The sequence below is a fragment of the Microbacterium tumbae genome (genome assembly GCF_054780175.1).
Map to the genome: position 1 here is coordinate 1,410,218 of NZ_BAAGWV010000001.1, position 15,209 is coordinate 1,425,426.

The 15,209-nt window shown below is 69.8% G+C and carries 13 protein-coding genes; 7 read left to right on the forward strand and 6 right to left on the reverse strand.

All coding sequences use genetic code 11. The features are described 5' to 3' along the window. Positions 1-18: 18 nt before the first annotated feature. The 5 genes from ACYVGQ_RS06505 (at position 19) to ACYVGQ_RS06525 (ending at position 5,890) form a co-directional block, all read left to right on the forward strand. Positions 19-1,329 carry an ABC transporter substrate-binding protein gene (locus ACYVGQ_RS06505; RefSeq protein ID WP_460783743.1) on the forward strand — a complete coding sequence of 437 codons (1,311 nt, stop codon included), beginning with the start codon at positions 19-21 and terminating at the stop codon, positions 1,327-1,329. Positions 1,330-1,498: 169 nt separating this feature from the next. Next, positions 1,499-2,500: a carbohydrate ABC transporter permease gene (locus tag ACYVGQ_RS06510; protein ID WP_460783744.1), complete on the forward strand. Its 1,002-nt coding sequence runs from the start codon at positions 1,499-1,501 to the stop codon at positions 2,498-2,500. Next, entirely contained in the window at positions 2,497-3,387 is an 891-nt protein-coding gene (locus ACYVGQ_RS06515; RefSeq protein WP_460783745.1) for a carbohydrate ABC transporter permease, read from the forward strand. Before ACYVGQ_RS06510 ends, ACYVGQ_RS06515 begins: the two co-directional genes overlap by 4 nt. A 5-nt stretch (positions 3,388-3,392) precedes the next feature. Next, positions 3,393-4,817, forward strand: coding sequence for a GH1 family beta-glucosidase (locus ACYVGQ_RS06520; protein WP_460783746.1), 1,425 nt, complete (start codon positions 3,393-3,395; stop codon positions 4,815-4,817). An 80-nt stretch (positions 4,818-4,897) separates the two neighbouring features. Beyond that, a complete protein-coding gene (locus ACYVGQ_RS06525) occupies positions 4,898-5,890 on the forward strand; it encodes a LacI family DNA-binding transcriptional regulator (protein ID WP_460783747.1) in 993 nt (330 codons plus the stop codon). Positions 5,891-6,129: 239 nt separating this feature from the next. On the opposite strand, the gene ACYVGQ_RS06530 is transcribed toward ACYVGQ_RS06525, so the two are convergent. Both ACYVGQ_RS06530 and ACYVGQ_RS06535 read right to left on the reverse strand, forming a co-directional pair. Next, entirely contained in the window at positions 6,130-7,185 is a 1,056-nt protein-coding gene (locus ACYVGQ_RS06530) for a hypothetical protein (RefSeq protein WP_460783748.1), read from the reverse strand. Continuing rightward, complete coding sequence (locus tag ACYVGQ_RS06535) at positions 7,158-8,033, reverse strand: DUF1266 domain-containing protein (RefSeq protein WP_460783749.1); 876 nt, start codon at positions 8,031-8,033, stop codon at positions 7,158-7,160. The genes ACYVGQ_RS06530 and ACYVGQ_RS06535 overlap by 28 nt, the downstream gene beginning before the upstream one ends. Positions 8,034-8,147: 114 nt before the next feature. On the opposite strand from ACYVGQ_RS06535, the gene ACYVGQ_RS06540 reads away from it, so the two are divergent. Continuing rightward, complete coding sequence (locus ACYVGQ_RS06540) at positions 8,148-8,735, forward strand: TetR/AcrR family transcriptional regulator (protein ID WP_460783751.1); 588 nt, start codon at positions 8,148-8,150, stop codon at positions 8,733-8,735. Between the two features lie 28 nt (positions 8,736-8,763). On the opposite strand, the gene ACYVGQ_RS06545 is transcribed toward ACYVGQ_RS06540, so the two are convergent. The 3 genes from ACYVGQ_RS06545 to ACYVGQ_RS06555 form a co-directional block, all read right to left on the reverse strand. Continuing rightward, complete coding sequence (locus ACYVGQ_RS06545; protein ID WP_460783752.1) at positions 8,764-9,612, reverse strand: VOC family protein; 849 nt, start codon at positions 9,610-9,612, stop codon at positions 8,764-8,766. 363 nt (positions 9,613-9,975) lie between these two features. Continuing rightward, positions 9,976-11,316: a uracil-xanthine permease family protein gene (locus tag ACYVGQ_RS06550; RefSeq protein WP_460783753.1), complete on the reverse strand. Its 1,341-nt coding sequence runs from the start codon at positions 11,314-11,316 to the stop codon at positions 9,976-9,978. Between the two features lie 227 nt (positions 11,317-11,543). Continuing rightward, the gene (locus tag ACYVGQ_RS06555) at positions 11,544-12,410 is read right to left on the reverse strand and encodes a phosphoribosylaminoimidazolesuccinocarboxamide synthase (RefSeq protein ID WP_460783754.1); all 867 of its coding nucleotides are present in this window, start codon (positions 12,408-12,410) and stop codon (positions 11,544-11,546) included. A 119-nt stretch (positions 12,411-12,529) separates the two neighbouring features. Between ACYVGQ_RS06555 and ACYVGQ_RS06560 the strand changes: the two genes are divergently transcribed. Beyond that, complete coding sequence (locus tag ACYVGQ_RS06560) at positions 12,530-13,060, forward strand: GNAT family N-acetyltransferase (RefSeq protein ID WP_460783755.1); 531 nt, start codon at positions 12,530-12,532, stop codon at positions 13,058-13,060. 844 nt (positions 13,061-13,904) lie between these two features. Here ACYVGQ_RS06560 and purD read toward each other — a convergent pair. After that, entirely contained in the window at positions 13,905-15,182 is a 1,278-nt protein-coding gene (gene purD / locus ACYVGQ_RS06565) for a phosphoribosylamine--glycine ligase (RefSeq protein WP_460783756.1), read from the reverse strand. Between the last annotated feature and the right edge of the window lie 27 nt (positions 15,183-15,209).

Here is a 15,209-nt window from a genome sequence, read left to right on the forward strand (position 1 = left end):
GCACAAAGGAGTGACACCGTGAACGCACGCGCCAAGCGCCGGATGCTGATCACCGCATCCCTGGCATCCGTCTCCGCCCTCGCCCTCGCCGGCTGCACCGGGGGCGCCGATTCCGGCGATTCCGGATCCGGCGACGAGGACGTCACGCTGACGATCACCACGTTCGGCACCTTCGGCTATGAGGACCTGTACGCCGAGTACGAGGACCTGCACCCGAACGTCACGATCGAGGCCACCAACATCGACACCGGCGGCAACGCCCGCACCGACGCCTTCACCAAGATCGCCGCAGGCTCCGGCCTCAGCGACATCGTCGCGATCGAGGAGGGCTGGCTCGGCGCCGTCATGGACGTCTCCGACGTCTTCGCCGACCTGCGCGACTACGGGATCGAGGACCGCAAGGGCGACTGGGTCGACTGGAAGTACCAGCAGGCGACGGACGCCTCCGGCCGCGTCATCGGCTACGGAACGGATATCGGGCCGACGGGCATCTGCTACAACGGACCCGCCTTCGAGGCCGCGGGTCTTCCGAGCGACCGCGAGTCGGTCGCGGAGCTGCTCGACGGCGACTGGGCGAGCTTCTTCGCCGTCGGCCAGGAGTACACCGACAAGACCGGCAAAGCCTGGTACGACCACTCCGGCTTCGTCTGGAACTCGATGGTCAACCAGCTCGACGAGGGCTACTACACCGCGGACGGCGAGCTGAACGTCGAGGGCAACGCCGAGCTCAAGGAGCGCTTCGAGCTGCTGGGCGCCGCCACAGAGGGCGGCCAGTCCGCCGCGCAGACGGCATGGGACTGGAACGGCGGCAAGTCGTTCGTCGACGGCACCTTCGCGACCTTCGTCTGCCCCGGCTGGATGCTGGGCACGATCGCCGGGCAGCTCGAGGCCGGCGGCGGCGATGCGTCCACCGGCTGGGACTTCGCCGACGTCTTCCCCGGTGGAGCGGCGAACTGGGGCGGCGCATGGCTCTCGATCCCCGAGACCTCCGCGCACAAGGAGGCGGCCGCCGAGCTCGCCGACTGGCTCACCCAGCCCGAGCAGCAGGTGAAGCAGTCCGCCGCGGCGGGCAACTTCCCCTCCACCATCGAGGCGCAGGAGACCCTGGCCGCCGAGGCGGCGCCGAACGAGCTGTTCAACGACGCCCCCACGGGAGCGATCCTCGCCGAGCGCGCGCAGGGCGTCGTCGCCCAGTTCAAGGGTCCGGACGACTCCGTCATCCAGGAGAACGTGTTCGGTCCCGCGCTGAGCTCGCTCGATCGCGGCGAGACCGACACCCAGGGCGCCTGGGACCAGGCCATCGAGCTGCTGAACGAGCTGCTCGGCTGATCCCCCGCGCGCGGACGGGACCCCATCGGGCCCCTTCCGCGCGCGGCCGCGTTCCGAACTCCTGCGGAATCGCGCTTCGGCATCCGATCGTCCGGGTCGTCCGGCGCGACCGGTTCCGAGGTCGCAGGAGTTCGGAACGCGCCTTCCCCATCCCAGACAAGGAACCCTCATGGCCCGCACCATCGCGCCGAAGCCCTCCTGGCGTCACCGGCTCTCCCGGTTCGACCAGAACGCCTCGCCGTACTTCTACATCTCGCCGTTCTTCCTGCTGTTCGGGCTGGTCGGCCTCTTCCCGCTGCTGTACACGGTCTACGTGGCCGTGCACGACTGGGACCTGCTCAAGGGCGAGGGCGACTTCGTCGGCTGGGGCAACTTCGTCGAGATCCTCGGCGACGGGATGTTCTGGAACTCCATCCTCAACACCCTGAGCATCTTCCTGCTCTCGGCGATCCCGCAGCTCGCGGTCGCCCTCGTCGTCGCGTACCTCCTCGACAGGGGACTGCGCGCGCCGACCTTCTGGCGGATGAGCGTCCTCATCCCCTTCGTCGTGACGCCCGTCGCCGTCGCCATCATCTTCTCCAGCGTCTTCAACGAGGCGGACGGCCTGGCGAACAACCTCCTGAATCTCATCGGCATCGCCGACCAGGAGTGGAAGCACGACACCTTCCTCTCGCACATCGCCATCGCGATCATGGTCAACTTCCGCTGGACCGGCTACAACGCCCTCATCCTCCTGGCCGCGATGCAGGCCGTGCCGCGCGATCTGTACGAGTCGGCCGCGATCGACGGGGCAGGTCCCGCCCGACGCTTCTTCTCGATCACGATCCCGACCATCCGCCCCACCCTCATCTTCGTCATCATCACGGCCACGATCGGCGGGCTGCAGATCTTCGCCGAGCCGCGACTGTTCGACGTCTCGACGGCGGGCGGCATCGGCGGCAGCGATCGGCAGTTCCAGACCACGGTGCTGTTCCTCTGGGAGATGGCGTTCTTCCGGCGGAACCTCGGCGAGGCGTCCGCCGTCGCCATCCTGCTGTTCGCGCTCATCGTCGGCATCGGCGTGATCAACTTCCTCATCTCCCGCGGCATCGCCTCGGGAGATGCGCCCAAGAACAACGACCGCGCCGCGCGCCGCCGCGCCAGCGCCGCACTCAAGGAGGACGGACGATGACCGCCACCCAGGCCCTCAGCGTCCCCGAGCGCATCCGGCGTCGCAGAGGGACGGCCGGAGGAACCGCGGGCATCGGCAGCCGCCCCGGCTTCCTCACCTACGGGCTGCTCGCCGCGTTCATCATCGGCAGCGTCTATCCGCTCTGGTGGTCGGTCGTCGTCGCGAGCGGCACGAACGCCACCCGCGGCGAGACGCTGCCGCTCATCCCCGGCGGCAACTTCCTCGCCAATGCGGCGAAGGTGCTCGATGCCATTCCGTTCTGGCTGGCTCTCGGCAACTCGTTCCTCATCTCCGCGATCATCACGGTCTCGGTCGTGACGTTCTCGACCCTCGCCGGCTACGCCTTCGCGAAGCTGCGCTTCAAGGGACGAGACGGCCTCATGGTGTTCGTCATCGCGACGATGGCGATCCCGACGCAGCTGGGCATCATCCCGCTGTTCATGGTCATGCGCGAGCTGGGCTGGACGGGATCCATCGGGGCCGTCATCATCCCGACGCTCGTCACCGCCTTCGGCGTCTTCTTCATGCGCCAGTACCTCGTCGACGTCATCCCCGACGAGCTGATCGAGGCGGCGAGGATGGACGGGGCGAACCAGTTCCGCACCTTCCTGACCGTCGGCCTGCCGGCCGCCAGGCCGGCGATGGCGATCCTCGGCCTGTTCACCTTCATGACGGCCTGGACGGACTACCTCTGGCCGCTCATCGTGCTGTCCCCGCAGAACCCCACCCTTCAGACGGCGCTCAGCCAGCTCCAGTCCGGGTACTACATCGACTACTCGATCGTGCTCGCCGGCGCCGTGCTCGCGACCCTGCCCCTGCTCATCCTCTTCGTGGTGGCGGGCAAGCAGCTGGTCAGTGGCATCATGGCGGGCGCGGTGAAAGGATGACCGCTATGACCCGACGGGCTTTCCCGGACCGCTTCCTCTTCGGCGCGGCCACCGCGGCCTATCAGATCGAGGGCGCGGCCTTCGAGGACGGCCGCACGGCCTCGATCTGGGATGCCTTCGCGCGCGTGCCGGGAGCGGTGATCGGCGGGGACGACGGCGACGTGGCGTGCGACCACTACCACCGCTACCCTCAGGACGTCGCGCTCATGAAGGAGCTGGGGCTGCAGACGTACCGGTTCTCCACATCGTGGTCGCGGGTGCGCCCGGACGGCGGAGCCGTCAACCCGGCAGGCGTGGACTTCTACAGCCGCCTCGTCGACGAGCTGCTCGATGCCGGCATCCTGCCGTGGCTGACGCTCTACCACTGGGACATGCCGCAGGCGCTGCAGGAGACCGGCGGCTGGACGAACCGCGATACCGTCGAGCGATTCCTCGAGTACGCCGGCACCATGCACGACGCGCTCGGCGACCGGGTGAACGTGTGGACGACCCTGAACGAGCCGTGGTGCTCCTCGTTCCTCTCCTACACCGGCGGAGAGCACGCCCCGGGGCACACCAGCATCGCCGAAGGGCTCCTCGCCTCCCACCACCTGCTGCTCGCCCACGGTGCCACGGTGCGCGAGCTGCGCGGACGGGACTCCTCGCTCAACCTGGGCATCACCCTGAACCACACGGTGGCCGATGCGGCCGATCCCGACGACCCCGCCGACGTGGACGCCGCACGCCGCGTGGACGGCCAGTTCAACCGCTGGTTCCTCGATCCGATCTATCGCGGCGCGTATCCGGCGGACATCGTCGAGGACATCCGCGCGGTGGACGCCGCCGCCGTCGCGCAGTTCGAGGCTGCCGTGCGGGCCGGCGACCTGTCGATCATCTCCGAGAGGATCGACACCCAGGGCGTGAACTACTACCACGGCGACCACCTGGCGAGCGCCGCGCCGGAGGTCGCGCCGCCGTCCGGGGGGCCTGCGACGGCGCGGAAGGGGCGCAGCCCCTACCCCTCGGACGTCGGCATCCACTCCGTCGAGCGCGGGCTCCCGCGCACCGCCCAGAACTGGGAGGTGCAGCCCGAGGGGCTCACCCGCCTGCTGCAGCGGGTGTGGACGGAGTACGCCGAACCGGCGGGCACTGTGCTCTCCGTGACGGAGAACGGCGCCGCGTACGACGACATCGTGGCGGAGGACGGTCAGGTCCACGACGCGGATCGCGCCGAGTTCCTGCGCCTGCACCTCGGCGCCGTGCGGGATGCCCTCGACGCCGGCGTCGACGTGCGGGGCTACTTCTACTGGTCGCTGTTCGACAACTACGAGTGGGCGTGGGGGTACGACAAGCGGTTCGGCATCGTCCGGGTGGACTACGACACCCAGCGGCGCACGATCAAGGACTCGGGTCGGGAGTACGCTCGCATCATCGCCGCGCGCGCTCTGTAGCGGCGGCACGGGGCTCGAGTCGCGCAGATGGTTGCATCCGGCGCCGGATGCAACCATCTGCGCGACATGAACGGAGGAGCATGACGAGGGCGACCATCGAAGAGGTGGCGGCCGCGGCCGGCGTGTCCCGCTCGACCGTGTCGCGCGTCGTCAACGGTTCGACCGCGGTCAGCCCCGAGGCGCTCGAGGCCGTGCACGCCGCCATCGCGCGGCTGAACTACGTCCCGAACCGCGCCGCCCGATCCCTCGCCTCGCGGCAGACCCACGCGATCGGGCTGATCGTCCCCGAGGACACCACCCGCTTCTTCGGCGACCCTTTCTTCGCGGCGATCGTGGCCGGGATCACCGGTGCGCTGGCCGGCTCGGACTACATCCTGAACCTGCTCATCGCGAGCGACGACCCCGGCGACAAGATGGCGAGCTTCGTCCGCAACGGCGGCGTCGACGGGGCCCTCATCGTCTCGCATCACAGCAGCGACGCGTACATCGACACGATCGCGGACGCCGTGCCGACGGTCTTCGGCGGCCGTCCGATCCATCCTCGCGACGGCGCCTATGTCGTGGACGTCGACAACGTCGAGGGCGCCAGGGTCGCGACCCGTCGCCTGGTGGACATCGGCCGTACCAGGATCGCGACCGTGACCGGACCCCTCACGATGCTCGCCGCCGGCGATCGCCTGCAGGGATTCCGTACGGCGCTGTCGGAGGCGGGGCTCGAGCCCTTCGCCGTCGAAGAGGGCGACTATCTGGAGTCCGGCGGCGCGGAGGCTGCGCGACGGATCCTCGCGGCCGGCACTCCTGACGCGATCTTCGTGGCGAGCGACCTCATGGCGCGTGGAGCCATCGGCGCGCTGCGGAGGGCGGGGCTGCGGATCCCCGAGGACGTCGCCGTGGTGGGGTTCGACGACACGTCCGTCGCGCTGAGCGCCGAGCCGCAGCTGACCACGATGCGCCAGCCGATGTACAAGCAGGGCGAGACCATGGCGCAGGTGCTCCTGTCGCACCTGTCCGGGGGCGCCCCGGAGCGCGTCACGATCCTGTCGACGGAGCTGGTGGTCAGGGACTCGGCGTAGGCGGGCTGAGTTCCACCCGGCGTCCGCTGTGACATCCGTTGTGACATCCGCTGTGACATCCGATTCGGAGGAGAACGCCCGAAGGGGAGGAGAGCTCCCGGCATCCGCTCCTCCGGATCGTGCGAAGCCCTCCCCTCAGCGCTCCCGGATGCGGGAGGTGCTCCTGTATGCCCGTGATCCCACCCGGACAGAGCTCGGACAGAACCCGGACAGAGTCCGGAGGGAGGCCGGAGGGATGCTCAGCCGAACAGCAGCGGCACCCCGAACAGGCTGAACGCGGTGACGGCGCCCGAGAGCAGGAGCACCGCCGCCGTCCCGGCGACGGCCAGCATCGAGACGCCGTGCCCGGCGAGCTTCTGGCCGCGCAGCCCGATCGCGACGCCGGCGCGAGCGGTCGCGGCGTCCCGCTGCTCGTCCCGGTAGAGCTCGGTCCTGGCGGCGAAGCGGCGGTGGAACTCCTCGGCCAGGACGAGGGCCGCGGCCATGACGTCCGGTTCGTCGAACCGCGTGCCGTGCGGCAGGTAGACGTACAGCCGGGAGCCCGCGAGCTCGATCTCGGCCCCGCGACCGAGATCGAGCACCCTCGCCATGAGGTCGGGGGTGAAGATGTACAGCGCATCCTGCTGATAGCCCTCCGGGACGAACAGCGTGAACAGCTTCGCGAACTCGCCTTCGAGCTCCATCCTCGCGTTTCCCCGACCGAAGCCCAGCGAGGGGATGATGCTGCGCCTCCTGTTGCGCAGCACGATGTTCGGGACCTTCTGCGGCAGCGGCAGCTCGATGAACGCGAACGGGCGCTGCACGGTGGCGGCCTGGTCGCGTCCGCGGGACACCGAGTAGTGATGCCCCAGCTCGAAGGGCATCCGCGGATCGTCGCTTTCGACCACCGCGCGCTCGCGGCCGTGCAGCACCCGCGTGAAGGCGGATCCGGGGCGCCGGGTGTTCTCGAGCGCGTCCGTGTACGCCCAGCCGTTGCTCCACGCGAAGATCGCGATCTTCGCCCGGCGACCGAGCGCCACGGCGAACCACACGAAGGAGAAGGCGGCGAGGAGTCCGTATCCGGCGGCGAAGATCCCCAGGACGGGAGCGGCGGACAGGATGCCGGAGTCCGTCAGCCACCACAGCGCGACGCCCATCGCGACGGCGAACAGCAGCATCCCGACGAGAACCACGGCGAACCTGCGGTACCAGGGGATGCCGCAGATCCGCTCGTAGCGCCGGATGTCCCCGAGCCCGGGGGAGCGGCGGAGGGCGCCGAGGTCGACGCTTACCGCGTCCACGGGAGCGCGGCCCACGGTCCCTGGCGCTTCTCCGAGACGCCGGCGGCGAAGTCGATCGCCGTGGAGGCGCCGAGCTTGTCCCAGGTCTTGTCGGTGAGGTTGCCGTCGCTCCAGTGCATGACACGGCCGACCGTGTAGCTCAGGCCGAACTCGTGCCATGAGGAGAACAGCGGGCGGGCCTCCTCGTTGATGCGGTGGATGATGCTGCGCGCCTCGTCGACGTCCGCATGGCCGAGGGCGACGCCCCAGGTGGTGAGCGCCACGGCCTGGCCGAAGGCGTATCCCTCGAGCGTCTTCACGAAGGCGTCAGCGGGGATCTCCTTCTTGCCGACCGCCTTGCGCGTCTCCTGCTCGAGGAGCTCGATCGCGGCGATGAAGGCCTTCGCATCGCGCTTGTCGCCGCCGGCGTCCGTGACGGCCTGCAGCCACTCCTTCGTCTTCGGCGCGCGGCCCAGCGCGTGGCCGGCCTCGGCGCGGACGGCCAGATAGCTCACCCACAGATCGCGGCGTCGACGGTCGGTGACCAGACGCTCGATGTTGGCCAGCCACGCCTCGCGGGTGGCGACGCCCCACTGCTCGACGAGGTTGCGCTTCTCGCGCTCGGTCAGGCCGGAGGCCGTGGGGTCGTTCCACGGACCGGAGGGGAGGTTGTGGATCTGCAGGAAGCCGAGGGCGATCTCGTTCGCCTCCGTCCCCGTCGTCGGGTATTCGGCCGAGGGCTTGACCTTCGCGTCGGGGAGGATCCAGAGCACCAGGAAGAAGAGCACGACGACCCCGACGACGACCCAGACCCACCACTGGCCGACGAGCCATTCGATGATCGATCCGAGGTCGTTGAGATCGACGCGGGCGAAGCGGTGCATGAGGTCTCCCCGTTAGGGCGCGTTCCATTGGTTGAACGCGCATTCAGTGAGTACCATAGCGGGAACGACCCGATTCGGAAACCCGGGATCGGGAGTTCACCGGAAGGATGCCGGATGGCGCGTTCGGAGGAGCAGAACCGGCTCGCCCGAGAGCGCGCGCGGGAGAGCATCCTGAGCGCCGCGATCGAGCTGTTCAGCGAGCGCGGCGTGCACGGTGCGACGATCGCCGACATCACGGGCAGGGCGGGCGTCGCGCAGGGCTTGGTGAACTATCATTTCGGCGGCAAGGATCAGCTCGTCGCCGAGCTCGTCGACCGCTGGTTCCGGATCATGGTCGGATTCCCGCAGTCCAGCGGAGGGGATGCCGATGAGCGCCTGCGCGGCATCATCGATTCCGCGCTGGCCGCGGCGACCGTGAACCTCCCCCTGCACCGGGCCGTGCTGGCGATGCAGCAGGATCCCGCGCAGATGCGCTTCTTCGCGGAAGCCTCCGTCCGCAATGCGCAGGCCGCAGCGGATGCCGAGGCGGCCGTGCGGAGGATCTTCGCCGAGCGCGGAGCCGCGGACCCCGCGCTCGAGGAGGTCATGCTGCGCACCACCCTCGAGGGCGTCGTGATCAAGTACGCGGTCGTCGGCGACCCCTATCCGCTGGAGGGCGCACGTCGCTGGGTGCTGGAGAAGTACGGCCTCTCGCCGGGCTGATGGGCCCGCTCCGGCGGCGGCGCGACGGTCAGGCGAGGGCCGCGTGCAGGACGTTGTCCCACGGATCGGTGAAGCTCAGCGTGCGGCCGTCGTCGCGCACGGGGGTGCGGTAGTGCGCGAGACGCTCCTGCAGGGCGCCCAGCGCATCGGCATCCGGCAGCGTGAGATCGATGCGGCCGAGGCCCAGCGCCGGCATCCGGGGGCCCGCACCGCGGGAGCTCCAGACGTTCATAGCCATGTGGTGGTGGTATCCGCCCGCGCTGACGAACAGGGCCTGATCGCCCAGGGACGCGGTGGCGTCGAAGCCCAGCCGGTCGACGTAGAACGCGCGGGCGGTGGCGACGTCTCCGACGGAGAGGTGCACATGGCCGATCTGCGCCCCGGCATCCGGGGCGGCTTCCTCGACGAGGTGCTCGGCGAGGAAGGCGTTCGGATCCAGGTACAGGGTGGCCATCTCGACCTGGCCGTGCGTCCATGACCACTCGCTGCGGGCGCGATCCCAGTAGAGCTCGACGCCGTTGCCCTCGGGGTCGGTGAGGTAGAAGGCCTGGCTGACGAGGTGGTCGGCGCTGCCCGTGAAGGTCTGCGGTGCGCGCTGGGCGACGGAGAACAGGGCGGCGGCGAGTGCCGCCTGCGACTCGAACAGGATCGCGGTGTGGAAGAGGCCGGCGGATCCCGGGGTCGCGTGCTTCAGCGCGGGCTCGTGGCGGAGGACGACGAGCTCGCGGCCGGCCCGGCCGAGAGCTGTCTCTGATCCCTCGGCGCGCAGCACCTGCAGTGTGAGGATGTCCCGATAGAACGCGGTCATGCCGTCGAGGTCGCCGACGAGGAGGGTGACCGCGCCCATAGAAGTTGCCGCGGCAAGTTTCTCGATCATGGTGGTGTCAACCTCGGGGCGCGCGTCGGTATTCCGGCCCGGTCGCGGTGCGCGGTGGCCGGCCGGCGGAGCCGGCGTCCGTTCTGCAGGAGCACCCGGCCGTTGTGCAGGAGCGCCCGGCTGTTCTGCAGGAGCACCCGGCTGTTATGCAGGGTCGTCCGTCCGTTCTGCAGGATCGGATCCGGTGTCCGGGGCGCGTCGAGGGGCAGACGGCCGTGTGGACACTCATCCGATCCCACGGAACGGACAGCTGCTTCTGCGGAATGGACGCCGGCTCCTGCGGAACGGACAGCTGCTCCTGCGGAGCGGACGCCGGCTCCTGCGGAACGGACAGCTGCTCCTGCGGAATGGACGTCGGCCGGCTCAGGCGGGGTCGCCGCCGAGCGGGCCGACCGCCGGAATGGGGCCGCCGTCGTCGGCGCCGGTCTTGCGCCACCGGGCGATGAGGTTCCCGAGGTGGTAGATGAGCAGCGCCGCCACAGTACCGATGACGATCGCGCCGAGCTGGAAGGCTCCCCAGCCCATCGCGAACCCGGCGATCGCGATCACGAACGAGACCGCGACCGTGTACTGGTTGACGGGGCGCGAGAAGTCCACCCGGTTGTCGACCCAGATCTTGATGCCGATGACGCCGATCAGGCCGTACAGCGCGGTCGTCACGCCGCCGAGGACGCCGGCGGGGATCGTGTTGAACACGAACCCGACCTTGGGGGAGAAGGCGAGCAGGATGGCGACGATGCCGGCGACCCAGTAGGCGGCGGTCGAGTACACGCGTGTGGCGGCCATCACGCCGATGTTCTCGCCATAGGTGGTCGTGCCCGATCCGCCGAAGCCGCCGGCGATCGTGGTGGCGAGGCCGTCCGCGACGAGCGCCCGGCCGGTGCGCGTGTTGACCGAGGGATCCTCGGTCATGGTCGCGACGCCGCGCACATGGCCGACGTTCTCCGCGATGAGGACGAGCACCACGGGAAGGAACATCGGCACGAGCGCCCAGGCGGCGGGATCCGTGACCGCGGCCAGGTGGAAGTCGGGAAGGCCGATCCAGGGGACGTCCCCGATCCCGTCGAACTTCAGCTGTCCGGTGACGGCGGCCACGACGTAGCCGACGATGACGCCGAGGAAGATCGAGATGCGGCCGAGGAAGCCGCGGAACAGCACGCTGAACAGCACGACGGCGATGAGCGTCACCGAGGCGAGCTCCGGCTGGAGCTTGAAGTTGTTCCACGCGGCGGGGGCCAGATTGAAGCCGATGAGGGCGACGATGGAACCGGCGACGACCGGCGGCATGAGCTTGTCGATCCAGCCGGTTCCGACCGCCTGCACGAGAAAGCCGATCGCGGCGAGCAGGATGCCGGCTGCGGCCACGCCCACGAGCGCCTGAGTGATCTGCTCCGAGGTCTCGAGCGCCTTGCCGGCATTGAGGGCCGTGATCGGTGCGATGAACGCGAAGGACGAGCCGAGGTAGCTGGGCAGTCGGTTGCGGGTCAGGAGGAGGAAGAGCAGGGTGCCGAGTCCGGAGAAGAGCAGCGTCGTCGTGACCGGGAAGCCGGTCAGGATCGGGACGAGGAACGTCGCGCCGAACATCGCGACGACGTGCTGGGCGCCGATCGCGATCGTCGCGGGCCAGCTCAGCCGCTCCTCCGGCTTGACGACCTCTCCTGGTGCGACGGTGCGGCCGTCTCCATGAATCTTCCACAGCGCCATGCGCGTGCTCCTCAGTCTCGGGGTATCGGGAGTGCTGGGGCAACACTACCGATTCCTGGGCGTTGGCTGAGAGTGGGCGCGTGTGATGTCTGTTCGTGGTGCGGACGGTTTCGGTGTTCCGGTCGCAGATTCGGCTCTTCTGGGTCGCGAGCGGGAGCGACGGTATTCGCGACCTGGATGCCGCTGAGGCTCTGGGAGCGAGCGGGGCCGGTCAGCGAGCGGACGGGCTACGCGGCGGTCAGGCGCTCGATGAGCTCGCGGTACCGGTCGGCGGTGCGCGACACGATGTCGTCCGGAAGGGACGGCGGCTCCCCCTGCCTGTCCCAGTTCGACGCCAGCCAGTCGCGGACGATCTGCTTGTCGAAGCTCGCCATCCGCTCGGCGGGCGTGGCGCCGTTCTCCCATGTCTCGGCGTCCCAGTAGCGGGAGGAGTCGCTCGTGAGCACCTCGTCCGCGAGGCGCAGCGTGCCCTCGGCATCCGTCCCGAACTCGAACTTCGTGTCCGCGAGGATCAGGCCCTTCTCCTCGGCGATCTCCGCGGCGCGGGTGTAGATCGCGAGCGAGGTGTCGCGGAGCTCGGCGGCGCGCTCCGCGCCGACCAGCTCCGCCGTCTGCTCGAAGGTGATGTTCTCGTCGTGCTCGCCCATCGGAGCCTTGTACGCCGGGGTGAACAGCGGTTCGGGGAGACGGTCGCCGTTCTCCAGGCCGGCGGGCAGCGGGATGCCGCAGACCGTTCCGCTGGTCTGGTACTCGGCCCACCCTGACCCCGTGATGTATCCGCGCACGACGCACTCGACGGGCAGCATCTCGAGCGACTGCGCGAGCATGGCGCGGTCGGCGACGGCATCCGGGATCTCGCCTTCGGCGAGGTGGTTCGGGAACTCCGCCAGCTGCGCGAACCACCATCGGCTCAGCTGCGTCAGCAGGGCGCCCTTCTGCGGGATGCCCGGCGAGAGCACGAAGTCGAAGGCGCTCACCCTGTCGCTGGCGACGACGAGGATCCGCGGGTCCGCGGCATCCTCGGAGGCGTAGAGGTCACGCACCTTGCCGGAGTAGAGATGCCGCCAGCCGGGGATCGTCGTCGCTTCGCTCACGCCCCCATCTTCGCAGGTGACGGGGCGGACGCGCGCACGCGTCCGCCCCGTCGTGTCCGTGCGTCTGCCGGCGCCCGCTCGGCTTTGCGCTTCCGGATCGGATCTGATGTGCTGAGGCGATGACGATCGACCTCATCCGGCCCACTGCCCGCCTCTTCGACAGCTGGGCGGAGGCCGTCGCCGAGTTCGGGGACGTGCACATCGACGGATCGGGACTGCAGGCGCCGGTCGCCCCCGATCGTGCGACGCTGGATGCCCTGATCGAGAAGGCCGAGCGGATCTCGGACACGAGCATCCCGCCCGAGGAGGGCTTCGTCCACAACGACCTGTACTGGATCGTGGAGGAGGACGAGGTCATCGGGTTCGTCTCGTTCCGACATGAGCTCAACGACTGGCTGCGGCAGTTCGGCGGTCACATCGGCTACGCGGTGCGCGCCTCGCGGAGGCGCAGGGGATATGCCGCTGCCGGGCTCCGGCTGGCGATGGACCGTGCGCGCGAGATCGGGCTGGAGCGGGTCATGCTCACCTGTGACGACGAGAACGTCGGCTCCTTCCGCACGATCGAGGGTGCAGGCGGCGTGCTCCAGGACGTGATCGAGGCCGCTGACCAGGGTTATCCGCTGCTGCGTCGCTACTGGATCGAGCTGTAGCGCCGCGCTGTTCTTCCCCGGGTTGCGCTGCTCTTCCCCGGGTTGTGCTGCTCTTCCCCGAGTCGCGCTGTCTTCTCACGCCAGGGGTCGCGCTGCTCTTTCCTGAGTTGCGCTGCTCTTTCCCGAGTTGCGCTGCTCTTTCCTGAGCTGTGCTGTCGATTCAGGTGCGCGCTGTGACGAACGCCGCAGCGCTGGTGGGGATAAGCAGCGCATGACGGGGATAGGCAGCGTGCGGGTGGTGACGTGCGGTGCACGGCGCCTGGCGAGTAGCGAGTGGGTAGTGCGGATGGGCCGTCACGCCTAGCGGGATAAGCACCGGATGGGAGAGCCAGGGCGGTGGGATGAGTCGCCTGGGTTGTGCTGCTCTTCCCCGAGTTGCGCTGTCTTCTCACGCCAGGGGTTGTGCTGCTCTTTCCTGAGTTGCGCTGTCGATTCAGGTGCGCGCTGTGAAGAATGCCGCAGCGCTGGTGGGGATGAGCCGCGTGTGACGGGGATAAGCAGCGCGCGGGTGGAGGAGGAGCCGCGCGGGACTTGGGATAGGCAGCGCGCGACCAGAGGAGGAGCCGTGCGGGACTGGGATGGCAGCGCACCGGGACGAGCAGGGCATCCGGATGGGCGGCGCGCACGGGGATGGGCGGCGCGCACGGGGATGGGCGGCGCGCACCGGGATAGGCAGCCTGTCACGGGGATGGGCGGCGCGCACGGGGATGGGCGGCGCGCACCGGGATAGGCAGCCTGTCACCGGGATGGGCGGCGCGCACCGGGATGGGCAGCCTGTCACCGGGATGGGCAGCGCGCACCGAGACGGGCAGCGCGGCCCCGGAAGCGCGGCGAGAGGGGCGGGCTACTCCGCGACGCGGGCCGCGATGTCGCTGCGGAAGTGCGCGCCGTCCAGGGAGATCCGGCCGATCGCGTCGTAGGCGCGGGAGCGGGCGGTGGCGAAGTCCTCCGCCGTCGCGACGACGTTCAGCACTCGGCCGCCCGTCGCCACGAGATCGCCGCCCGGAGCATCCGGACCCGCCGTCGCGGCGTGCACGATCCGCACGCCCTCGACGGCTGCGGCATCCGCGAGTCCGGAGATGGGCCGGCCGGTCTGCGGCGCCTCCGGGTATCCCTCGCTGGCCAGGACGACGGTGATCGCCACGTCGTCGCGGAACTCCGGCTGCGGCTGGTCCTCGAGGGTGCCCGAGGCTGCGGCGAGCAGCAGCTCGGACAGCGGAGTGGACAGCCGCGGGAGCACGACCTGCGTCTCGGGGTCGCCGAAGCGCGCGTTGAACTCGATCACGCGGATGCCGGCCGGCGTGAGGATCAGGCCGGCGTAGAGCAGGCCGATGAACGGGGTGCCCTCGGCATCCAGCTGACGGATCACCGGGAGGGCGACGTCGCGGGTGACCTCCTCGACGAAGGCGTCCGCGCTGCCGAACTGCTCCGCCAGCCACGGCAGCGGCGAGTATGCGCCCATGCCGCCCGTGTTCGGGCCCTCGTCGCCGTCGAAGGCCCGCTTGAAGTCCTGGGCGGGGCTCAGCGCCCGCACGGCGTCGCCGTCGGAGAGGAAGAAGAGCGAGACCTCGGGGCCGGAGAGGAACTCCTCCACGAGCACCGGCCCCTCGGCGAGATAGTGCTCCGCATGGGCGAGCGCCTCGGCGCGGCTCGAGGTCACGATGACGCCCTTGCCCGCGGCGAGGCCGTCTGCTTTGACGACGTGCGGGGCGCCGAACTCGTCGAACGCGGCCTCGGCCTCGGCGACCGTCGCAGCGCGCACGGCGCGGCCGGTCGGGACGCCGGCGGCGTCCATCACGCGCTTGGCGAAGGCCTTCGAGCCCTCGAGCTGGGCTGCGGCCCTGCCCGGTCCGAACACCGGGATGCCGCGCTCCCGGAGCACATCCGCGACACCGGCGACCAGCGGAGCCTCGGGCCCGATCACGACGAGGTCGATGGCATGCTCGTTCGCGAACCCCGTCACCGCGCCGCCGTCCAGCGGATCGAGAGCCACGAGCGTCGCATCCTGCGCGATGCCCGCGTTGCCGGGGGCGGCGAAGACGTCGTGCTCCGCGTCCTCCGCACGCAGGGCGAGGATGATCGCGTGCTCACGGGCACCGGAACCGAGGACGAGGATCTTCACCCGTCCAGACTACCCAGCCGGCCGGCG